Raw genomic sequence first — 22547 nt, 5'->3', positions numbered from 1 at the left:
GCCATGGCACGTCATCAACGTCACCGCGCGCCACGTCCGGCGCGGTCCAAGGCCGTGACGATCGGAGCCGCCGTGGCGGTCGTGGCCGTCATCGTCGCGCTCGCCGTCACCTTCGGATGGTGGCTGCCGAACAGACGGACGGCCGGCGGCGACGGGGGAGTGCGATCATCGCAGACCCTTGGAACCACGTCCGCAACATCCGGCACATCCGCGGCCGCGGACGCCGCGACGAGCGCAACCGCGGGCAAGCCTACCCACGGCACGCTCGACCGCGAGTCCACGCCCCGGCCGGATACGCGCGATCTTGAGGCCGAGACCCGCATCACCAATGTCAAGTCCGCCCTTGAATCGACGATGCCGGCGAGCGGCGGCACCTGGTCCGCGTACGTCGAGAACCTTGACACCGGCAAGACCGTGAGCCTCAACGAACAGCCGATGGTGGCCGCCTCGGAAATCAAGCTATACGTGATGCTTGCCGTGTACGACCGGCTAGCCTCCGGCACCCTCAACACCGGCGGACAAAACACGGATACGCTCCTCAACCAGATGATCACGGTCAGCTCGAACGCCGCCACCAACCAGCTCGTGCAGATGATCGGCGACGGCGACATGGCCACCGGCATCAATCGGGTCACGGAAACGGCCGCGAAATACGGGTACGCCTCCTCCAAACAGCTGCGCGCGCTCTCTGACGCAGGCACGGACGGCACCGGCACCGAGAACTGGACCTCCTCGGCCGACTGCGGCAAACTCCTCGCCGCCATCTACCGCGGCGAGCTGGTCTCGCCCGAGGCCAGCCAGGCCATGCTCGGACTGCTCGAAGGCCAGACCCGGCGCAACAAGATCCCCTCCGGCCTGCCCGCAGGCGTCCAAGTGGCCAACAAGACCGGCGAACTGGCCGGCGTGGAGAACGACGCCGCCATCATCTGGGGCAAGGCCTCCGATGGTTCCGCGCGCGACTACGTGCTCGTGGTCATGACCTCCGGCGTGAACTCGACGACCGCGCAGCAGGCCATCATCGAAGCCTCCTCCGCGGTCTACGCGGCGATGACCTCCTGACGCGCGTCCGACGGCCGTATCCTGCGTATTATGGTGCGCATGGCAGATTTCTCTCATATCCTCGCAACGCGCCCCGATTTCGATGACGAAGACCGCGAATGGCTCCACCATCTGGTGGCCGACTGGCAGGTGATCGCCGACCTCAGCTTCGCCGACCTGCTGCTGCTCGTGCAGGATGGTTCCGGCAGGTACGTGGTGGCCGAACAGTGCCGTCCCTCCACCGTGATGACGCTCCGTGGAGAGGACGTGGTGGGCGAGGTCATGCCCGAGGACATGGCCGGCGAACTGGACGCCGCCATGCAGTCCAGCGTGGTGTTCCGCTCCACCGTGCTCAGGACCGTGGGCAAGGCCACCGTCTGCAACGTGTACGCGCCGGTGCGTCACAACGGCAAGACCCTGGGCCTGGTGGTGCGCGAGACCAACATGGCCACACGGGAATCCAACGGCCGATACGAGTCTGAAAGCATCAACGCCGGCAAGCAGCTCTACGAGATGATCCCGCGCGGCCAGTTCCCGTACCAGGACTCCGTGATGAGCCAGCGCCACATCGCGCGCGTGGCGGACGGCTTCATCGTCCTGACCATCGACGGCGTGGTGCGTTACGCCTCGCCTAACGCCATCAGCTGCTTCCGTCGACTGGGCCTGCTGACCACCATGCCCGGCCAGTACCTGAGCGAACTGGGCACCCAGCTCATCAAGGAGAACGATTCCGTGCCCGAGACGCTGCCGCTGGTGCTCTCCGGCAAGGCTGCGGTCGATTCCGAACTCAGCGCGAACCGTTCCGCCGTCTCCATGCGCTCGCTGCCGCTGTTCGACAATAACGGCCGTGTGGGCGCCATCGTCCTGTGCCGCGACGTGACCGAGCTGCGCCGACGCGAGCAGGAGCTGCAGACCAAGAACGCCACGATCTCCGAGATCCACCATCGCGTGAAGAACAACCTGCAGGCCGTCTCCGCATTGCTGCGTCTTCAGGCGCGCAAGACCAAGTCCGAGGAGGTCAAGAAGGAGCTGCAGGAGGCGCAGCGCCGCGTGCAGACCATCGCCATGGTGCACGAGGGCCTGAGCCAGACCGCGGACGAGATCGTGGACTTCGACAAGGTGATCTCCAACCTGCTGCGCATGGCCGTGGACCTGGCCACCATGAAGGACCAGCAGATCGACATCAACTTCATGGGCAAGTTCGGCATGATGCCCGCCCAGGACGCCACGCCGCTGTCGCTGGTGCTCACCGAGCTCATCACCAATTCCGTGGAGCACGGTTTCGAGGGCCGCAAGGAGGGCCACATCGTCATCTCCGTGGGCCGTTCCGGCTCCAACCTCAACGTGGTGGTGGAGGATGACGGCACTGGCCTCGGCTCCGAGGAGCACAACGGCATGGCCCGCTCCTCCGGCTCGGGCCTCGGCACGCAGATCATCAACACGTTCGTGACCAACGACTTCGGCGGTTCCGTGCATTGGGAGCCGCGCCGCGAGGGCGGCACCCGCGTGGTCCTCGACATGAAGCTGCGCGCCGCCCAGGACGAGTAGGCATTCCGTCGTGGCTCTCCGGCTCCTCTCTCCGGAGGGGAGCCGTCGCCCTTCGAATGGGCGGGGGCGCGGCATGGCGTGTGACATGCCGCTGAAGAGGTGAAGACGACCGGCACTCCACATACGCGAAGACCCTCCCGATCAGGGGAGGGTCTTCGCGTATAAACCTTTGGAATACGTTCGCCGATCAGATCTGCATCTGCATGGCCTGGGAACGGCGGGCACGCATGGCGCGGCGCTTCAGGGCGCGGCGCTCGTCCTCGCTCAGGCCGCCCCACACGCCGTAATCCTGATTGGTGTCCAGCGCGCACTTCAGGCATGCGTCAATCACCTTGCAGGTACGGCACACGGCCTTGGCCTCTTCGATCTGCTGGTAGGCTGCCCCGGTGTTGCCCACCGGGAAGAAAAGCTCCGGATCCTTGTCACGACATGCGGCCTTGGCTCGCCAATCAAAAGCGCTGCTCAATGCTTGCCTCCTTGTTTAAAGCCTCTGGCTGTTGTTGTTTCTATAAGCCCAGATACAAGGTAACCACGAACCATACCGTTTTTCAAGAGTTTTCGCCCAGAAAGTGACGACACGCCAAGCCCTGCGCCGCCGGCCCGCGATGCCGGCGCATCAGGCGGCGCACTGCACCAGACAGGCCGCGGCTCCCGTGACCAGCACCGCCCTGCCCGGCGTGTCCAGATCGCGCTGGCCGAGCGTGGACAACAGATTCGAGGGGATGCCCGCCGTCAGATCCGCCGTCCGTTCGCCGCAGGGGAACACGATGCGCGTCACGCAATGCTCGGGCACCCGTACGTGACGGGCGGTCGTCACCGCGAACACCACGGTGACGGCGGCATCCGCCAGCGCCTTGCGGAATGCGTCCGCCTCATCGCCGACGTTGAACGGGTCGAACAGCTCGTCGGCGTCATCGACCACCCACACCAGTCGCGGCGGAAGCGGTGCGTCCGGCCTTTCCGCGGCCGCTGCGCCGAAGCCATCGCCGCCCCGCAGCAGTTCGGTGACCCGCTCGCCACGCCGCATCATGCTGTGCCTCACCATCAGACCGTCCATGCCGGCGGCGGAACGAGCGAGCATGGTCAGCACCGTGGTCTTGCCGCGACCGTGCGCGCCGATCACGCCGATGTTGCCTCCCGCAACCGGGACCGTGGCATCGTGCAGGGCGATGCCGTCATCCGCAAGGCCGAACCACAGCCGATCAGGGAACCGGTTGCGCGCATGCCCCGCACGGACGGGAGCCGGCACCCGCATGGGCAGCGGCGCGGTGAACAGGGCAGGGGTGGGCGCGAATCCCATGAACCGTTGCGCCAGCGACACCTGCCGGCAGCAGCGGGCGATATCCCCCACCGGGGCGCAACGCAATGCCGTGACCTGTTCGCCGTCGTTGCAGTACGCCGAACCGGGCAGCGTGGGCGGGATGGACGCGGCCCTGCCATCGCCCAGAAGCTCCGTGGACTGCATCGTGTCGCGCACCCGCAGGCAGATGTTGATGGCCATGTTCGCCTTCATGTCCGCGTTGACTTGACCGAGCGGGTTCTGCGTGCAGGCGATGAGATGCATGCCGAGCGAACGGCCAAGCGAGGCGATGCGCACCAGACGGCCGATGTAGTCCGGCAGCTGGTCCTTTAGCGCGTGGAACTCGTCGATGACCACCATCAGACGCGGCGGCGGCAGCGGCATGTCCCCGATATGCGCGGCGTGATGCTCGGCGGCCAGCCGCTCGCGCCGGGTCAGCTCCGCCTCCAACGCGCGCAGGGCGCGGGCCGCATGCGCCAGGTCGAGGTCGCACACGTTGCCCACGGTATGCGGCAGCTGTTCGAGCGCGCGGAACGCGGAGCCGCCCTTGAAATCAAGGAACACGAAATTGAGCCGGTCCGGGCCGTTGCACGCGGCCAACGCCAAGCACCAGCTCTGCAGCAGCACCGACTTTCCGGAACCGGTGGTGCCCGCCACCAGCGCGTGCGGCCCCTGACGGACCAGATCGAGATCGAACCGGCTCTGCGCGGCGACGCCAAGCGGCACGTTGAGATCCGCCGGGCCTATCCAATGGTTGACGATGGTGCGCCAGGGCAGCCGGTCGAAGCCGAGCATCGACTCGATGGGCTGCGAGGTCATCGTATGGAAGGCCACGGTGCCGCCGGTGTCGTCATCGACGGCGGTGGGGCGTGGCGAGGCAGCGGATATGGACGGTGATGCGGTTCCGGCTGGGGCCGGCGATCCCCAGGGCAGGGCGATGAGCACCGAGGCCAGACAGCCGATGGCACCGGGCACCACCATCATGGCGAACATCCACTGGCCCTGGACGATCATCACCACGATCATCATGATCTGGGCGAACAGGGGCGCCGCCATGGCGAAGACCATGAGTTTGGCGCGCGGGTCCTGGACGGCGCCGTTGCGTGCAGTGGAGTCGGGACGATTGGAGCGTCGGCCGGAACCGTGACGGTTGCGCCGCTCATGGCGAGGGGAGGAGGTGCGTCGTTGCTGTGCATGTCTTGACATGCCTTCCAGCGTGAACCGATCCGGGCGTCCCGCGCAAGCCGAACCGGCCTATGTGGTTCCAGCTTCTGTGTTGTTGTTCTGGCTCCCTTCTCCTAGGGAAGCTGGCAGCGAAGCTGACTGAGGGGAGGCCTACGCGGGATGATGAGCTCCCCTCAGTCGCCTATGGCGACAGCTCCCCTCGGAGAGGGGAGCCAAGAATGGGGGCATGCCAATCTTGACCTAACCGAGCCGAAAGAGCTCCCCTTAGCTTCACTTCGTTCGACGGCTCCCCTCAAAGAAGGGAGCCGGAAGCTCCTACCGGCAGAAGCCGTGTATCAGCTTTCGGCGAGGGTGCCGACGGTACCGGCGGCATGCGTGCCGGCCGCGAGCTCGTTGAACAGTTCGGTGTTCTTCGCGTCATCCAGCAACACGGAGGAGCCCACGCCGTCCACGTAGTAGTCGGGATCGGACCAGTACACGCTGCCGGAGACGCCGTTGCTGCCGGTGGCGGCCTTGAACGCCAGCGCCATGGACAGCAGGGTGAACGGCGTGGTCTTGTTGTCCACGGTCAACGAATCCAGCCCGGCGCTGGCCAGCTTGGAGACCTTCGCCGGATTCGTCAGCGTCTGCGCGCTGGAGGCCTTCTTGACGATGGCCGCGATGACCTGACGTTGGCGCGCGTTGCGGCCGAAGTCTCCCTGCGCGTCCGCGTAGCGCATGCGGGAGAAGGACAGGGCGGTGGCGCCGTCCGCGGTATGGCAGCCGGCCTGCCAGTTGAGGCCGGAGTAGGCGTCCTGCACGTCCTCGTCGTAGCACAGTTCGATGCCGCCCAGCGCGTTGACCACTTCCTGCAGTCCGCCGAACTTGATCTGCGCCACATGGTCGATGCGCTGACCGGTCAGGGTCTCAATCTCGCCCACCAGCGCCTTGTTGCCGGCGAACTGGGCCACGGAATTGATCTTCATGTACTGGCCGTCCACGTTCATCAGCGAGTCACGGGGGATGGAGATCAGCGAGCTCGCGCCGCTCTTGGGCTTGGTGAGCACCAGGATCGTATCCGTGCGGTAACCGGAGACATCGTCCACGCCGCCGTAATCGGTGGAGCCGTCGCGCTCGTCCGAACCTAGGATCAGCCATGTGGATGCGGGCGTGTCGGCGGAGTCGGTCAGCCAATCGGCCTTGTTCAACCGGCCATTGACCCACGTCCAGGCGCCGAACACGGACACCACGAGCGCCGCGACGAGCACGGCCACGGCGATGGCCGCGATACGGCCGGCACGGTGACGGGGGCGTACGGCACGGGCCACGCCGGCGCCGGGGGAGATGGACCCACGCCCTGCGCGCAGGGAAGCCGCGGCCGGACGGCTCATCTGAGGATCGGCCGGAGTGGATGCCGGGCGCACGGCGTTACGGGAGGAACCGGAGGAGCGGCGCGCCCGAGTCGGGGCGATGCTCTGCGGCATGGCGTCGCCCGGCGTGCTGCGGCGGGCCGCACGACGCGCGTTGGGGGAGAAGCTGGGCGGCGGGGTCGCCGCACCCACGGCATGCTGCGAGGAGGACGTCACGGAATCGGCGGAACCGCCGTTGTCGGGGGTGATGGAGCGTGCGGAAGAGGCCTCAACGGCATCGTCGCCGCTGCGACGTGCGCCGGAGGACCCGGTCGCACGAGAACGCGCCGGAGCGAAGGACTGCGGCGCGGAGGCGGAGGGACGCTGACGGCGACCGGCGGAGGGAACGAAGCTCGGCGGATTGATATTCTGGTCCGCTCCACTTGTTTCCTGCGTCATGCAATCCTCCACATACCGTCGAAAATGACTGAAAGCCACTTTGACACAGTGCCCGGCGAACAGGCCAGACGGGTGCGGTTCCTTCGCATGACCGGCACATACCCGGCGCATGTTCAACGCATATCCCACGCATGCCCGCCACGGAACCCGCCCCGCCGCCCGCCGCTGCCAAAGCCCGGATGCAACCGAACCGCGCCCGGCGGCACAGTGCAGACAGTCACACGCTTATAGCACAATTTCTCATAAACAGGCGTAATGACACGAGACACCATTTGACAAAAACACGGCGGCATGAGTGTAATGTAACCGTCAAATTTTGAAATGCTCGAAGGCAAGGAGAGTCGCATGTGGGGTGTGGTCGACGATTCCGCCGAAGAGCAGTGGAACGAGCTATGGGGCCTGTTCAAGCCGGACGGCGACGTCTCATGGCAGCACAAGGCGCTGTGTGCGCAGACCGATCCCGAAGCGTTCTTCCCCGAAAAAGGCGGCTCCACCCGTGACGCCAAGCGTGTGTGCGCCAAGTGCGAGGTGCGCGAGCAGTGCCTCAAATGGGCCATCGACCATGACGAACGCTTCGGCATCTGGGGCGGCATGAGCGAACGCGAACGCCGCCGGTACAAGAAGAGCCACCGCGAACAGGCGTAAGACGCGGGGTGGATCATCCTGCGGTTGCGTCCTGCATGGCATGCGTCCATATCCGGTTCGTCCCTGATGGGCTTCACGGTGATGCCGTATCCCGTGGTCGGCCGCATCGGTCAGGTTCCGGCGTCTCCTGGCGTCTCCTGACGTCGAATGTGAGCAAATCAAGGAATATGAAGGCATTTGCCGCCATTCACGGATACTCGGCGGTGGTGCCTATTACTCTGGGGGTTTATGAGTCCGACAGGTAACAGCGATATTCAGCAGGCTCTGGCCGAAGCCATGGCATCCAGGCCGTACACGCACCGGCAGGATGTCGACGCCGGCATAGCGGCCGTGATCACCGTCGAGGAGGACGCCCGTTTCCTTGCGGCCACACTGCGGGCCCTGCTCACCCAGAACGTGCTGCCGGGCGTCATCATCATCGCCGACGCCACCGGCGCTACCGGACAGCCCGTCAGAACGTCCTTCGAGGTGATCCCCTCGCCGGCCGGCCCGGTCATGGCCATGCCGCAGGCCAAGGAGGTCAGCGTGCAGATCGTGCGGGCCAAGGGCGCCCGCTCGTTCGGCGACGCCGTGGACAAGTCCCTCGATTACGCCGAACTCGACCCCTCGACCCGTGCGCTGTGGCTGCTGCACGACGATTCGCGCCCCGCGGACGACACCTGTCTGGAACGGCTGCTGGAATCCTGGCGCAACACGCCGGGCGCCAACGTGCTCGGCTGCAAACAGTGCGACTGGGACGGCAAGCAACTGCACAACGTGGGCATGTATGCGGGCCGCCACACCGTCCACTCCCTCGTGGTGGACGGCGAACCCGATCAGGAGCAGTACGACGGCCGCCAGGACGTGTACGCCGTATCCCTGGCCGGCGCGCTCGTCTCGCTGAGCACGTTCAAGCGACTCAAAGGCATCAATCCCTGGTTCACCACCTACGGCGAATCCTTGGACTTCTGCCGTCGCGTCTGCCAGAGCGGCGGCCGCGTGGTGATCGTGCCGCAGGCGCAGATCGCCCACCGCCGCGCCCGCTACGAAGGCGTGCGCACCCGCGGCGGCGAGGCGCTCAACTCCCACCACACCATCAGCCCAGCCATGACCGTGGCCCGCGCCCAGCAACGCTACCTATACACGGACATGGCCATGTCCTCGTGGATCCCGGTATGGCTGTGGCGCTTCATCCGCAGTTTCGGCATGGCGCTCGCCATGCTGTTCGGCAAGAAACCATACGGCGCGTGGATCGAGCTGTGCCTGCCGTGGCTGGCCCTGACCTCCATCCCCGGAGCCATGCGCTCGCGCAGGCTGGTGGCCCGCCAGTCGAAGGTGCCGATGTCCTCGTTGCAGGTGCTTGCCGCCGACCGCCGGCAGATCGCCCAGTTCCACGACCGGCGCGACGCCTTCATCGCCCAGCAGGGCGTGGTGCTGCTGAGCCCGCTCGAACGCGCGCATCTGCGCAGCCGCATCATCCGCCGATGGTCGTGGGCCATGATCATGGCGCTCGTCTCGTTCCTGGGCATCATGGCCATCCACTGGCCGGTGTTCCGCGCCGTGTTCTCGAACGGCTCGCTGTATTCGAATACGCTGCTGCCCACCGGCGCGAGCTTCCACCAGCTGGCGCAGGCCGCCACCACACCGTGGGTGTTCGGCTCCGGCATCGGCATCCCCGCGTCTCCCACACCGTGGCTGCTCGTATTGATGGTGGCCTCCCTGTTCACCATCGGTCATGTGGGCGCGGCGCTGTCGCTCATGCTGTTCGCCGCGGCCCCGCTCGCCGCCCTGTCCTTCTGGGCGTTGGCGGGCATCTTCACCCGTTCGGACGTGGTTCGCGTGCTCGGCGGCCTCCTGTGGGCCTCCTCAGGCATCATGTTCGGCTGGTACGCCGGCGCCGACCTGCCGATGCTCACCGTGCTGGTCTTCCTGCCCGCCGCCTTCGCGTTCGTGTTCCGCGCCGTGGGCATGTACCACACCGAGGATCCGTTGAAGCCGCGCCCCTCCGTGCAGGCGGCGGCGCTGTCCGCCCTGTGCTTCATCCCCGTGGTGGCCGCCGAGCCGCAGCTCCTGCTGGCGCTCGTCGTGACGTTCGTGGCGTTCCTTATGTTCGTACGCCGCAAGCGCGCCACGCTCCTGCTCATCCCCGTACCCGCCGCGTTCGCCGTGGCCCCCATCCTCGTCAACTCGGTCCGCTACGCGCATCTGGGCTCATGGCGTCAGCTGTTCGGCGACATCATGGTGCCCTCCACGGCATCCAACGGTTCCCCCGAGGCGTTGAGCCTGCTGCAGGTGGCCCAGCGCGCGCTCGGATGGAACCCCCTGTCCACGCACATGCTCGACCTGGCCATGGCGCTCCTGCTCCTCATCGTGACCGTGCTCGCCATCGCCTCGCTCGTGCTGCCGTTCGCCCTGCGCGCCTCCCGACTCATGTGGGTGGTCATCGTCTGCGGCGCGGCGCTTTCGCTCGTCTCCTCGCGCGTGGCCATCGACGTGGACGCCGGCGGCCCGGTGGCCGGCTCGGCCGAACCCGGCATGCTCCTGATGATGATGGGCTTCCTGGCCTGCGTGTGCCTGGTGGCCGGCGGCGCGGTGAAACGCTTCCACCCCCTGCACTCGAACGCGCAAGGCGAGATCGAGGCGCCGGCGCGCGACCGTCTGCGCCCGCTGATCGTATCCGGCCGCATGGTGCTCGCCGTGGTGCTCGCCGGGTGCGTGGCCATCCAATGCTGGTACGGCCTCGAACGCCATCACGGCGAGGGACTGGGCGTCTCCCGGTCCGGCCTGCCCATGGTCACCACCGACTACCTGGCCTCCGGCGAGGACCACCGCGTGCTGGCCATCAGCGCCCAGACCCGCAACGTGGTCGATTACTCGGTGATGCGCACCTCCCGCGGCGACCTCATCGACAGCTCCCCGGCCCAGCGCGTGCGTCTGCTGGACGGCGAGCATGACGAGATCGACCAGACGCTCGCCAAGGCGTGCGCCACGCTGCTGTCCAATCCGGACGAGGATGCCATCGCCACCATTAGCCAGCTCGGCTTCGGCGGCATCTACGTGGTCTCTGACGGCGAATCGGCTACCACAGCCACGCCCTACGAACAGCTGAGCGCCAACATCGCCGCATCCAACGGCACTCAGGCACTGGTCAGCACCGACGCCGGCACCTACTACCGTCTCACCCTGCGCTCCGCCGCATCTCAGAACGTGGACACCTCATGGCAGCAGCGCACCCAGAACAGCAGCTGGCGACGCGCCTGGCTCATCTGCCTCGCGGTCGTGCTCGCCCTGTACTGCCTGGTGGCCCTGCCGCGCCGACGCATCATGGACGGCTTGGAGGAGGAAGCATGAGCCGCAAAGCAAGGAAATCAACGTCATCCGTCCCCAGGCGCGTCATGCGCGTGGTGACCGGCATCATCACCATGATCGTGCTCATCACCCTGTTCGCGGCCCTGATGGTCCTGCCCGGCCCGAAGTCATTGATCGACCGCGTCCAGGCCACCACCGACGCCATCGACCAGACGGTCAGCCCCACCCAATCCGAAACGTACTGCCCAGCACCCATGGCGCTCGCCGATTCCGGCACCTACGGCGACAGCGAATTCCAGGCCACTGTGGGCAACCTCGCCACCCAGGCCCGCTATGCGGCGTTCGGCTCGGTGTACAGCGCCGCCGTCGCCGCGTTCGGGGACGATTCGACGTCCGCCTCCGGCACCGTGACGCTCAAGGACGACGATGCCACCGACGAGGATCAGGTGAAGACCGGTTCCGAGAAGATCAGCCAAGGCTCACGCCTCATCGACACGCACATGCTCACGGCCGAGGCCGGCACCGGCACCGCCGGCTCCATCGCCTCCTGGGCCAGCGACGGCGACCTCAAGGGCGTCTCCGCGGCCTCCTGCGTGGCCACGGCCCTGCGCCAGTCGTTCCTCCTGCCGTCCACCGCCACCGGCACCACGCAGCAGCTCATCGTGGCCAACCCCTCCACCAAGCCCACCACCGTGGACGTGTCCGTGTGGGGTTCCAAGTCCGCCGGCAAACTCACCATGTCCACCCAATCCACGCTGACCGTGCCGGCCGGTGGCGAAAGCACGCTGGAACTCTCCGCGGCCGCCACCGCCCAGGACGGCCTGTACGCGACGGTCTCCAGCAAGGAGACGCCGATCGCCGCCGTGGTGCGCGTGGTGAGCATGGACGGCCTGACCTCCAAGGGGTCCGACTTCGCCATGCCGTTGGGATCCGCCTCCAACGCGGCCGTGGCCTCCTCGGTGAACGAGGGGGACAAGGCCACCGCCTACCTGTTCGCGCACGTCGATACACGCACCGAACTGTCCTGGATCACCGCAAGCGGTCTGGTACGCGCCCAGGATGTGACGGTCAAGGCGGGCCAGGTGTCCGTCGTGGATCTGGGCGACGCCCCCAAGGGAGCGTTGGGCGTGATGTCCACCGCCGAGGACAAGTTGTTCCTCACCGTCAAGACCACCCGCTCCGGCGACGGCGACCAGGCCGATTTCGCGCTCGTCAACGCCTCCCAGCCCGCGGCATACGCCGGACTGGCATTGCCGGACGACGTGACCGGAACCATCACCCTGGCCAACCTGTCCAACAAGGAGACGAAGGTGACGATCCGCGCCTACGACGCCAAGGGCCACGCGGTCAAAAGCCGCGACGTGACGCTTGGGGCGAACGCCGCGCAAGCCGTCAAGGCCTCCGATCTGTCCGACGGCGACAATGCCGCGGTCGTGCTGATGGTCGAGGATCAGGGCAAGCAGGTGGGCTGGAACGTGCGGCTAACCCACGACGATCTGGGCGACGGCAAGGTAGCCGGCCTGGCCGCCCTTGGCCCGACCGCGCTCGTACCGTCCATCGCCCACGTCTGGGCCCGCAACGACTCCACCATCGTGCGGTAACGGGCGGATCACAGACCCCAGTCGGGGTCGATCTCCTCGGGACGCCGCCCGTACAGTTCCGCCAGACGCGAGACCAGCTCGTCACGGATCGCCAACTGAAGTTCCATCTTGGTCGGCGCCTCCGTCTGCAACGGCATGCGATACAGCACGATGCGCGCCGGAATGCCATGGCTGGCGGGGAAGCACTGCGACGTGAAATTCGGCTCCGTCTGCCAGGGCGTCGGGTCGGAAGGCGGCACATCCTCCACCGCGAACTGCAGCGGGCGCACCAACTGCGGCCACGCCTCGCCGAGACGGCGCACCTGCGCGGCCACCATGTCGTCGAACATGCCGGTGCGGGTACGGTAACGGGGCAGACGAGTGCCGAACATCGGGGTGCGGGTGCCGCGTCCGTGCCGGTTCCGGTACACGCGGGCGTTCCAAGGCGGTTGAAGCATGGTTCCCACCATAGGCCAAGGCGGCGGCAATATGCGTTAGAATCGGTGCATTGGATACTCGCGTGAGGAGGACACGGGGATGATGGTGCGCTCCTGGACCGAATGCGATCTCGACGAACTGTGCTCGCGGGCCAAGGTGTTCGGCTTCGATCTGGACAACACGCTCGCCAGTTCCAAACAGCCCATGAAACCGCCGATGATCGAACGGTTCAGTGCCCTGACCTCATGCGCCACGGTGGCGCTCATCTCCGGAGGCAGCATGGCCGTGGTCTCCTCCCAGGTGCTCGACGTGCTCGCCCCCACCGCGAACCGCGCCAATCTCCACGTCATGCCCACCTCGGGCTCGCGCTACTACCGGTGGGACGCGGCCGAATCCGAATGGGCGTTGGTGTATTCGCACGACCTCGACCCCGAAACCGTGGCCGCCATCGAATCCAGCCTCGAACGGCACGCCCGTGAACTCGGCCTATGGGAGGCCGAGACATGGGGGCCGCGCATCGAGAACCGCGGCAGCCAGATCACCTTCTCCGCATGCGGCCAATACGCGCCGGTCGAGGTCAAGCAGGCGTGGGATCCGGACAACACCCGCAAGCACGCGCTCGCCGAAGCCGTGCGCGCCGACCTGCCCGACCTGAAGATCCGTGCGGGCGGATACTCCAGCGTGGACGTCAGCAAGCACGGCATGGACAAGGCCTATGCCGTGCGCTCGCTCGCCGCCGCCTTGAACATCGACCCCGGCCGGATACTGTTCACCGGCGACCGCATGGGACCGGGCGGCAACGACTATCCCGCCGTCGAGGCCGGAGCCATGGGCATGCGCGTGACCGACCCCCAGGACGCCCTGGGGCTGATGGACGCGCTGCTCGCCCGACTGCAGCCGGACCGCGGCTTGTCATCGTCGAGATAACGGCGTCAGGTCAGAACCATGGTCACGCGGGCGGACGGAAGACGACATCGCCGGATGCGGGGGAGCGGCGGGGTGCTGCCGCATGTCTGGCCCGCGATACGGGACGTGCTCCTGCCCCGCGGATGCGCCGGATGCGACAGGCCCGACGAGGTGCTCTGCCCCGATTGCCGCGCGTTGTTCGACGGCTGCCACGAACGGGAACTGCAAGGCCGCACGTCCGGTTCGGCCTATGCCGCCGCCATCTATCAGGGATTCGCCCGCCATGCCATCCTCGACTGGAAGGACCACGACGACGTGGAACTGGACGGGCCCTTCGCTGAGATCATCGTGGATCTGCTGGGAAGGTCGGGGCTGCCGGAAACACTGTCCGAAACGTTGCGGCATGCCGCATCCCATGGCCCCGTGCTGGTGGTTCCCGCGCCATCCTCCCGCCAATCCACGCGACGGCGTGGCAGGCGCCATCTCATGCCGTTGGCCGAAGCGCTCGCCGACGCCCTGTGCGATATGGGGGTGGACGCCGTGCCGGCTCGGGTGCTGGCCAGCACCGCGGGCGGCGGCCGATCGGTGCAGCAGGTCTCCTCGGCCCAGCGCGCCCAGCGCATCGGCGGACACGTCGAAGCCATTCCCCTCCCGGACAGGCCGTTGCAGGGCGCGGTGGCGGTATTGGTGGACGACATCATCACCACGGGTTCCACATTGCGTCAGTGCATGGCCGCGTTACATGGGGCCGGTGCCGTACCGGTCGGCGCGCTGGCCCTGGCCCACGCCGTGGTCCGCTACGGATCCGATGAGGAGGACGATCCGTATACCTCTGGAACATCCGGGGACTCCCGCACGGGAAACGCGCCGACCGCCACGCCCCAGATGGGTGGACACAGCCCGTCCGGCGCCATGTAATCGGGGAAACGCGGGTTGTCGGCGTGCAGAATGGTGCGTGAGCCTCGTATCAGCAGCCGTTTGACGGCCAGTTCGCCGTCCAGCACGGCCACCACCACATCGCCGGGCAGGGGAGTGCGCGACCGGTCCACGATGAGCAGGTCGCCATCCCGGATGCCGCCGTCTCGCAGATTATTGCCATCGTTGGCATCTGCATCTTCGGGAATGCGCATGGAATCGCCCGCCATCTGCACCACGAACAGCGAATCCCGCACATCGGACGTCCCCGACACCACACACCCCCAAAATCGAACGTATGTTCGATTCTATCGGAAAGTATGTATAAACACAGTGGTTCTGTCAAACCGGTATTGACAGAACCACTGTGCTGGTGCTTCGCAACGGGTGCCTCACCCTTCGGCGATGTGGTATTTCGGCAGGGTGATCTCGAAATCGGCGCCACGCACGTCATCCACCACCTTGACGGTGCCGCCATGGAGCTGCGCCGCCCAGCGTGCGATGGACAGGCCCAATCCGGTGCCTCCCGACTCCGTGCCGGGGCCGGTCTTGCCCTTGACGAACCGGCGGAAGATGGCGGAACGGTCGGCGGGGGCGATCTGCGAGCCGAAGTTGACCACATTGGTCACGATGGTACCCATCGTCTCGTCCTCATGGGCCTCGACCAGCACGGTGGTGCCGTCCGCGGAATGCTTGAGCGCGTTGGCGATGATATTGGTGAACAGCTGGCGCAGGCGGTCCTGGTCGCCCTCCATGGCGATGTCGTTCGGCACGTGGACCAGGATGTCGTGCGCGTGGCCGCCGTCCGCGATCTCCAACGGTTCGATGGTCTCGTCCAGGAAGTCGGCGAAGTTGAACCGCTCGACGTTGAGACTCGCGGCGCCGGCCTCCATACGGCTCAGATCGAGCAGGAAGGCGATCAGGTCGGACAAGCGCTTGGTCTGGGTGAGAATGCTTTCGAGATTGGCCGGCGTCGGCTCGGTGACGCCGTCGGCCATGTTCTCCACCATCGCCTGCAATGCGGAGACGGGCGTGCGCAGCTCGTGGCTCACGTTGGCGATCATGTCCATGCGCATCTGGTTGGCGTGTTCGAGCTCGCCGGCCATTTCGTTGAACGAACGGGCGAGCTGGCCCACCTCGTCATGACGGACCTGGTCGATGTCCACGCGCACGCTGTAGTCGCCGTCGGCCATGGCCTCGGCCACGTCGCGCATCTGGCGCAGCGGAGCGGTGATGCCGCGGGAGCACGCATAGGTGATGCTCAGGGCCACCACCAGCGTCAGCGGCATGGCGATCCAGCCGGACCAGCCGTATTTGAGCAGGATCCAGCACATCGCGAAGGCGATGGCGGTGGCCACCACGATGAGCGCGCTGAGCTCGAGTTTCAGGGAGGAGAAAAAATCAACCGGTTTGGTGTACCGCTTCAGCGCGTCAAGCCGGGATTTCGGTGTTTGCTTTGCCATGGATAAATCGAATCAGCCGTTTCGTCGTACAACAGAATGCACCGGGCCCGTCGGCGAGGACGAACCCGGTGCATCATCGAATCACAATAGGGAGGCAGGCACCGTCGTTCACGCGGCGGGCGGCTCGAAGGCGTAGCCCACGCCGTGCACGGTGCGGATGGTGTCCGCGCCGAGCTTGTGACGCAGGGCCTTGACGTGGCTGTCCACCGTACGGGTGCCGGAGGCATCCACCCAATCCCACACCTCTTCAAGCAGCTTCTCGCGGGTGAGCACGGACTTCGGGCGGCGGGCCAGCGTGGCCAACAGATCGAACTCCGTGGGGGTCAGATGCACCTGCTGGCCGTTGACGGTCACGATGCGCTGGGCCGGATCGATCACCATGGACCCGAAATCGAGGATCTTCTCGTTCTCGGAGTTCTTGGCGATGACCTTGGCACGCTCCACGCGGCGCAACAGCGCCTTGCAGCGGGCGATGAGCTCGCGCATGGAGAACGGCTTGGTCATGTAATCGTCCGCACCGGCGCCAAGGCCGATGACCTTGTCCGCCTCGTCGTCACGGGCGGTCAGAATCAGCACCGGCACCGGACGTTCGGCCACGATGCGCTTGGTGGCCTCCAGACCGTCCATCACCGGCAACATGATGTCCATGATCACCAGATCGGGGCGCAGCTGGTTCGCCGCCTGCACGGCGGACGCACCGTCGCCGGCCACGCGGGCCGTCCACCCCTCGGCGGTGATGCGCTGGGCGATGGCCGTGGCGAGCGTGGGCTCGTCCTCGACCACCAGCACCGTGTGCGGTGCCGAATTCTGACGCGCTGTGGTGTTGAGCATAAAACCGGTTACCTTTGTCCTTTCGGTGTTGCCCCTATCAGTCCTCTTCCGGCTTCAAGAATACAACTCCGAGGGCCGGCACGGTGATGTTCACGGAGAACGGACGGGAGTGGTACTCGCCCTCGACCGCCTCGACGGTGCCGTTGTGGATGTCGGAGCCGCCATACTGGGCGTCGTCGGTGGTGAACACCTCGGTCCACTTGCCGCCGGAGGGCAGGGCCACCTTGTAGTCGGACCAGGCCTCGCCGGAGAAGTTGACCACCACGGCCAGGGTCTCGCCCTTGGAACCGATCCTGAGGAAGCTCAGCGTGTTGTGGTCGGCGTCATCGCTGGTGAGCCACTGGAAGCCGGCCGGATCGAAGTCCTGGCTCCACAGGGCCGGGTTGGCCTTGTAGAAGGCGTTGAGGTCGCCCACGAAGTGCTGGATCTGGCGGTGCTCCTCCCAGTTGAGGCAATCCCAGTCGATGGAGGCGTCGTGATTCCACTCGCCCCACTGGGCCAGCTCGTTGCCCATGAAGGACAGCTTCTTGCCCGGGTGGGCCCACTGGTAGGCGAACAGGGAGCGCACGCCGGCCATCTTCTGCCAGCCGTCGCCCGGCATCTTGCCGTACACCGAACCCTTGCCGTACACGACCTCGTCGTGGCTGATCGGCAGCACGTAGTGCTCGGAGTAGGCGTACACCATGGAGAAGGTGATCTCGTTGTGGTGCCACTTGCGGTTGATGGGCTCCTCGTGCAGGTACTGTAGGGTGTCGTGCATCCAGCCCATGTTCCACTTGAGGCCGAAGCCGATGCCGCCGGCGGAGGTGGGGGCGGTGATGCCCGGCCATGCGGTGGACTCCTCGGCGATCATCATGATGCCGGGGTTGTTCTTGTAGGCCGTGGCCGTGGCTTCCTTGAGGAAGTCGATGGCCTCGAGGTTCTCGCGGCCGCCGTAGATGTTCGGCCTCCACTGGCCGGGCTCGCGGCTGTAGTCGAGGTAGAGCATGGAGCTGACGGCGTCCACGCGCAGGGCGTCGATGTGCAGGTCCTCAAGCCAGAACAGGGCGTTGGCCACCAGGAAGTTGCGCACCTCGTGGCGTCCGAAGTTGAACACGTAGGTGCCCCAGTCCGGGTGCTCGCCGCGCAGCGGATCCGGATCCTCGTACAGCGGGGTGCCGTCGAAGCGGCCGAGCGCGAAGCCGTCCTTCGGGAAGTGGGCGGGCACCCAGTCCATGATCACGCCGATGCCGGCCTGGTGGAACTTGTCCACGAGGTAGCGGAAGTCGTCCGGGGAGCCGAGGCGGGAGTCCACGGCGTAGTAGCCGGTGACCTGGTAGCCCCAGGAACCGGAGAACGGGTGCTGGGCCAGCGGCATGAACTCCACGTGCGTGAAGCCTTCCTGCTTGACGTAGTCCACCAGCTCGTCGGCCAGCTCGCGGTAGGTCAGGCCCTTGCGCCAGCTGCCGGCGTGGACCTCGTAGATGGAGACCGGGCCGTTGTTCGGGTCGGTGGTGCGACGGTGGTTCATCCAGGCGTCGTCCTGCCACTCGTAGTCCGATTCGGTCACGATGGAGGCCGTGTTCGGCGGGACCTCGTGCTGGCGTTCCATCGGGTCGGCCTTCATCTCCCACTGGGAGTTGGCGTTGAGGATGTGGAACTTGTAGTGCTCGCCGGCGCCGATGCCCGGGATGAAGATCTCCCACACGCCGGAGGAGCCGAGCGCGCGCATGGCGTGGCGGCGGCCGTCCCAGCCGTTGAAGTCGCCCACCACGCGCACGGCGTGGGCGTTCGGGGCCCATACGGAGAACGCGGTGCCCACCACCTGCTCGCCGGGGGTGCCGTCGGCGCCGCCCATCGGATCGTCGTAGCGCAGCACGTGGGCGCCGAGCACCTCCCACAGCTTCTCGTGGCGGCCTTCGCCGAACAGGTAGGTGTCCATGTCGCCGAGGGTGGGCAGGTAGCGGTAGGGGTCGTCCTCGACGATGGTCTCGCCGTCCTCCCACTCGGTGCGCACGCGGTAGTCCGGGATGCCGGGCTCGTCGGGGGTGCCGGCGGCGGGCACGGTGGTCACGAACACGCCGTTGTGCTCATGGTGCATGGGATACTCGCCGTCCTGGGTCAGGATGGTCACGGCCTTGGCGAGAGGACGCAGCACGCGGATGGTGACGGTGTCGGCATGCTTGCCGATGCCGAGGTGCCCGCCGAGCACCTCGTGGGGGTTGTAGAATTCAGCATTGCTCACCGAGTCCAGTTCGCCGGAGGGGACAGGCACGGTGATGGTATCTTCTTTGATCGTTTCTTTAGCCATGCCCCAAAGTGTACTTGTGTTAACGAAGGAAACGCTACATTGGCGCGTCGGGGAATGGCGTGTTGCCGCCGTTTTTTCGTTTTCCCCCGAATGTGAACGTTCTCAAAGGTGAGGTCCAGGGCTTCTGGCAAAATTATTCGAGTTTTTGTGTGTAAGCCGATCAGCTCTCGGAGGATACATGTCTTACAAAGTCGGCGATATGGTCGTCTATCCGCGTCATGGTGCAGCCAAGGTGGAGGCCATCACCGAACGGACCGTCAAGGGAGTCACCCGTCAGTACCTGCAGCTGTCCGTGCTGTCCTCGGACGGTCTGGTCATCAACGTCCCGGTCGACAACGCCAAGAAGGTCGGCGTGCGCGACATCGTCTCCGCATCCGAGGTGGCCAAGGTCTTCGAGATCCTGCGCACCCCGATCGTCGAGAAGGAAATGAACTGGTCCCGCCGTTACAAGCTGAACGTCGAGAAGATCGCCACCGGTGACGTCAACAAGATCGCCGAGGTGGTGCGTGACCTCGCCCAGCGCGACGTGGACGAGCATGGCCTGTCCGCCGGCGAGAAGCGCATGCTCACCAAGGCCCGCTCCATCCTGACCTCCGAGATCGCGCTGTCCGAGAAGATCGACGAGACCGAGGCCCAGCGCCTGCTGGACGTGAACCTTGGCTATGAGCCCGCCCAGCCCGGTGACGAGAAGCACCACACCGAGGAGCCCGAGGAGGCCGCCGCCGATACGCTGGCCCGCATCGAGTCCCAGAAGAAGTCCAAGAAGAAGTGAGCAGTGATCGCTTTGACCCGGTTCCGCGCATTGCGGGCCGGGTTTTTGCTTTTTCGGGGACCGAGCCGTCGAAAGGAAACCGTCCATGGATACTGACAGCCCGATGATTCCGGCAATCTCGGCGATCCCGATGATCGGCCAGGGATTCGACGCCCACCGTTTCGCCGAACCCGGTTCGGGACGCCCGTTGTGGCTGGCCGGCCTGTTCTGGCCGGTGCCGGAGGGTGCCGATGCCGCACAGGCCGCACGTTACGAGGGTATCGAGGGTGATTCGGATGGCGACGTGGCCGCCCATGCCCTTATCGATGCACTGCTGTCCGCGGCCGGACTGGGGGATATCGGCTCGCTGTTCGGCGTGGGCTCCGGTGCCCATGGTGCCGGCATGCATGGCACCGATATGCTGCGGGAGACGGCGGATCATCTGAAGGAGCACGGATTCACGCCGGTATCGGCGTCCGTGGCCGTGATCGGCAACCGGCCGAAGATCGGTACCCGGCGTGCCGAGGCGGAGACCGCATTGTCGGAGGCCGTCGGCTGCCGCGTGTCCGTGACCGCCACCACCACGGACCGCATGGGTTTCACCGGCCGGGGTGAGGGCATCGCCGCCATCGCCAGCGCCTTGGTCGTGCGCGGCTGATTGGCGACATACCGAATACGAGGGTGCCCCGCTGAATCGATGTCAGCGGGGCACCCTTACTAGCATGTGTCGGTGGTTCGGGACTGTTCGTTCAGCGCGCCTTCAGGGCGGCGGCGCCCTTGGCGATGGCCCAGAACAGGGTGGACAGCGTCACGATGATGAAGCTCGGGGGAGCGGGGAACATCGCGGACAGCACCAGTCCCAGCCAGATCGCGGCGAGGCACAGGATACTCGCGATGACCATGGCCTTGAACGGCGAGCCTGCCAGGATGTTGGCGGTGGCGGCCGGCGTGATGACCAGCGCGAAGATGAGCAGCGTACCCACGGCCGGCACCGCGATGGTGATCACGCCGGCCATGATGGCCATGAACGCCACGTTCATCACGCCGATCGGCACGCCCTTGGCCTGCGCCACCTGCTCGTCCAGCGAGCTGAACAGCAACGGGCGGTAGATGATGGCCAGCAGCACGAGCAGCAGCACGTCGAAGATGGCGAACCCGATGATCTGGTCGGTGGTGATGGTCAGGATCGAACCGAACAGGATCGACTGCATCTGCTGGGACGCGGAGCTGGACAGTCGCGCGAAGAACAGGCCCAGACCGGTGGCGAAGGCCAGCACGGTGCCGGTGGCGATCTCGCGTTCGGAGACGCGCTTGCCCAACGCTCCGATGACCAATGCGCCGACCAATGCGAACACGCCCATGCCCAACGAGACCGGCAGTCCCAGCAGCACCGCACCGGTGGCACCCGGCAGGCCGATGTGGGCCAAGGCGTGCGCGGCGAATGTGGAATGGCGTGCAATCGTGAAGTATCCCATGACGCCCGCGGCAAGGGCGATGAACAGCCCGGCCACGAAGGCATTGGTCATGAACGGGGCCGTGAGCGTGCCCATCCATTCGGGATCGAACGAGAAATCGATGGTGCTCATCGTGCGCCTGCCTTTCCCGCGCCGGGCGCGGATGCCGCGGAATCATGGGAATGATGATGCATTTGCGCCACTTCGGTGGCCGAATGCATGTCCTGCACCTGGTCGAGCGGCTCGTCCGGGGTGGGGGTCACGAACATATCGCCCTGCGGAGTGGTGACCACCTGCACCTGCGTGCCGTACAGGTGAGTGAGCAGATCGGAATCAAGCACCTTGCCCATGTCCGCGTAATGCGGGTGGCCATCCAGCAGATAGACGGCTCCGGTCAGGATCGGCAGTAGCATGTTGAGGTCATGCGCCACCACCTGAATGGTCATGCCGAGCTCGCGGTTGAGCTTGGCGAGCACATGCACGGCGGCGCGCTGGCTGGCCAGATCGAGGTTCGCAAGCGGCTCGTCCAACATGAGCAGCTTGGGATCGCACACGAGCGCCTGGGCGATGGCCACGCGCTGGCGCAGGCCGCCGGACAGTTCGGAGAGACGGTATTTGGCCTTGTCCGCGATGCCGGTGAACTCCATGGCCTCGCGCACCTTGGCCTTCTGTGCCTTGGTGACCAGGTGGATGCCGAAGCGCGTGCCGGTCAGGCCCAGCAGCACCGACTGCTCCGCAGTGAGATTGGAGTCGATGTCCGAGGCATAGCTCTGCGGCACATAGCCGATCTGCGCGTTGCGTTCGCCGGCCGGACGGCCCAACACGGTCAGCGAGCCGGCGGCCAGCGGCAGCAGGCCCAGCTCGGCCTTCATCATGGTGGTTTTGCCGGTGCCGTTGGTGCCCACGATGGCGGTGACCGATCCGGTGGGGATGGCGAAGGTGCCATGCTGCCAGATGATACGGTCGCCTCGACGCACGGCGGCGTCACGGAAGACGATGCAATCGGATGATTCGCTCATAAGGCCGATTGTGGCAAATGATGCTGACAATCGTTCTCAATATCGGTTTGGTGTGACGAGGGAGGGGATAAGCGGGCTCTATTGAACCGAAATCGGTATAAACGGTTTG

Annotated in this window: 18 protein-coding genes and 1 pseudogene; 9 read left to right on the top strand and 10 right to left on the bottom strand. The window is 66.0% G+C overall.

Going from position 1 to position 22547, the window contains the following annotated elements; all coding sequences use genetic code 11:
* Window positions 1-3 precede the first annotated feature (3 nt).
* Together KIH81_RS00915 and KIH81_RS00910 are read left to right on the top strand one after the other, a co-directional pair.
* Window positions 4-1059 (top strand): serine hydrolase, encoded by a 1056-nt coding sequence (locus tag KIH81_RS00915; RefSeq protein ID WP_214303664.1) that lies wholly within the window; start codon window positions 4-6, stop codon window positions 1057-1059.
* A gap of 39 nt (window positions 1060-1098) precedes the next feature.
* Window positions 1099-2586, top strand: a complete 1488-nt coding sequence (locus tag KIH81_RS00910) for a sensor histidine kinase (protein ID WP_214303663.1) — start codon at window positions 1099-1101, stop codon at window positions 2584-2586.
* Between the two features lie 187 nt (window positions 2587-2773).
* Here the strand turns inward: KIH81_RS00910 and KIH81_RS00905 are convergent, their stop codons facing one another.
* The 3 genes from KIH81_RS00905 to KIH81_RS00895 form a co-directional block, all read right to left on the bottom strand.
* Window positions 2774-3052, bottom strand: a complete 279-nt coding sequence (locus KIH81_RS00905) for a WhiB family transcriptional regulator (RefSeq protein WP_003835265.1) — start codon at window positions 3050-3052, stop codon at window positions 2774-2776.
* Between the two features lie 150 nt (window positions 3053-3202).
* Window positions 3203-4954, bottom strand: coding sequence for an FtsK/SpoIIIE domain-containing protein (locus KIH81_RS00900; RefSeq protein WP_214303737.1), 1752 nt, complete (start codon window positions 4952-4954; stop codon window positions 3203-3205).
* Between the two features lie 452 nt (window positions 4955-5406).
* Window positions 5407-6858 (bottom strand): LCP family protein, encoded by a 1452-nt coding sequence (locus KIH81_RS00895; protein WP_214303662.1) that lies wholly within the window; start codon window positions 6856-6858, stop codon window positions 5407-5409.
* 345 nt (window positions 6859-7203) lie between these two features.
* Between KIH81_RS00895 and KIH81_RS00890 the strand changes: the two genes are divergently transcribed.
* The 3 genes from KIH81_RS00890 (at window position 7204) to KIH81_RS00880 (ending at window position 12392) form a co-directional block, all read left to right on the top strand.
* The gene (locus KIH81_RS00890; protein ID WP_109057181.1) at window positions 7204-7503 is read left to right on the top strand and encodes a WhiB family transcriptional regulator; all 300 of its coding nucleotides are present in this window, start codon (window positions 7204-7206) and stop codon (window positions 7501-7503) included.
* 228 nt (window positions 7504-7731) lie between these two features.
* Window positions 7732-10833: a glycosyltransferase family 2 protein gene (locus KIH81_RS00885; RefSeq protein WP_214303661.1), complete on the top strand. Its 3102-nt coding sequence runs from the start codon at window positions 7732-7734 to the stop codon at window positions 10831-10833.
* Entirely contained in the window at window positions 10830-12392 is a 1563-nt protein-coding gene (locus tag KIH81_RS00880; protein ID WP_214303660.1) for a DUF5719 family protein, read from the top strand. The genes KIH81_RS00885 and KIH81_RS00880 overlap by 4 nt, the downstream gene beginning before the upstream one ends.
* An 8-nt stretch (window positions 12393-12400) precedes the next feature.
* Here KIH81_RS00880 and KIH81_RS00875 read toward each other — a convergent pair whose 3' ends face one another.
* Complete coding sequence (locus KIH81_RS00875; RefSeq protein WP_170115010.1) at window positions 12401-12763, bottom strand: metallopeptidase family protein; 363 nt, start codon at window positions 12761-12763, stop codon at window positions 12401-12403.
* A gap of 145 nt (window positions 12764-12908) precedes the next feature.
* Between KIH81_RS00875 and KIH81_RS00870 the strand changes: the two genes are divergently transcribed.
* Complete coding sequence (locus KIH81_RS00870; protein ID WP_214303659.1) at window positions 12909-13736, top strand: HAD-IIB family hydrolase; 828 nt, start codon at window positions 12909-12911, stop codon at window positions 13734-13736.
* 72 nt (window positions 13737-13808) lie between these two features.
* Complete coding sequence (locus KIH81_RS00865) at window positions 13809-14633, top strand: ComF family protein (protein ID WP_338024711.1); 825 nt, start codon at window positions 13809-13811, stop codon at window positions 14631-14633.
* A gap of 44 nt (window positions 14634-14677) precedes the next feature.
* Here KIH81_RS00865 and KIH81_RS11960 read toward each other — a convergent pair.
* From KIH81_RS11960 to glgB, 4 genes and pseudogenes are all read right to left on the bottom strand, one after another.
* Window positions 14678-14845, bottom strand: a pseudogene (locus KIH81_RS11960) (S24 family peptidase); the annotation flags it as partial.
* 177 nt (window positions 14846-15022) lie between these two features.
* The gene (locus KIH81_RS00860; RefSeq protein ID WP_214303657.1) at window positions 15023-16093 is read right to left on the bottom strand and encodes a sensor histidine kinase; all 1071 of its coding nucleotides are present in this window, start codon (window positions 16091-16093) and stop codon (window positions 15023-15025) included.
* A gap of 108 nt (window positions 16094-16201) precedes the next feature.
* Window positions 16202-16924 carry a response regulator transcription factor gene (locus tag KIH81_RS00855; RefSeq protein ID WP_109057174.1) on the bottom strand — a complete coding sequence of 241 codons (723 nt, stop codon included), beginning with the start codon at window positions 16922-16924 and terminating at the stop codon, window positions 16202-16204.
* A 37-nt stretch (window positions 16925-16961) separates the two neighbouring features.
* Window positions 16962-19214, bottom strand: coding sequence for a 1,4-alpha-glucan branching protein GlgB (gene glgB, locus KIH81_RS00850; protein WP_214303656.1), 2253 nt, complete (start codon window positions 19212-19214; stop codon window positions 16962-16964).
* Between the two features lie 178 nt (window positions 19215-19392).
* Between glgB and KIH81_RS00845 the strand changes: the two genes are divergently transcribed.
* Together KIH81_RS00845 and ispF are read left to right on the top strand one after the other, a co-directional pair.
* Complete coding sequence (locus KIH81_RS00845) at window positions 19393-19986, top strand: CarD family transcriptional regulator (protein ID WP_214303655.1); 594 nt, start codon at window positions 19393-19395, stop codon at window positions 19984-19986.
* Window positions 19987-20116: 130 nt separating this feature from the next.
* Window positions 20117-20623, top strand: coding sequence for a 2-C-methyl-D-erythritol 2,4-cyclodiphosphate synthase (ispF, locus tag KIH81_RS00840; RefSeq protein WP_214303736.1), 507 nt, complete (start codon window positions 20117-20119; stop codon window positions 20621-20623).
* A 91-nt stretch (window positions 20624-20714) separates the two neighbouring features.
* Here the strand turns inward: ispF and KIH81_RS00835 are convergent, their stop codons facing one another.
* Together KIH81_RS00835 and KIH81_RS00830 are read right to left on the bottom strand one after the other, a co-directional pair.
* Entirely contained in the window at window positions 20715-21551 is an 837-nt protein-coding gene (locus KIH81_RS00835) for a metal ABC transporter permease (protein ID WP_214303654.1), read from the bottom strand.
* Window positions 21548-22438, bottom strand: a complete 891-nt coding sequence (locus KIH81_RS00830) for an ABC transporter ATP-binding protein (protein ID WP_214303653.1) — start codon at window positions 22436-22438, stop codon at window positions 21548-21550. The genes KIH81_RS00835 and KIH81_RS00830 overlap by 4 nt, the downstream gene beginning before the upstream one ends.
* Window positions 22439-22547 lie beyond the last annotated feature (109 nt).

The organism is Bifidobacterium miconisargentati, assembly GCF_019331675.1.
GTDB lineage: Bacteria > Actinomycetota > Actinomycetes > Actinomycetales > Bifidobacteriaceae > Bifidobacterium > Bifidobacterium miconisargentati.
Note: the sequence above shows the minus strand (reverse complement) of the source record. Positions and strands in the feature narration are given on the sequence as shown.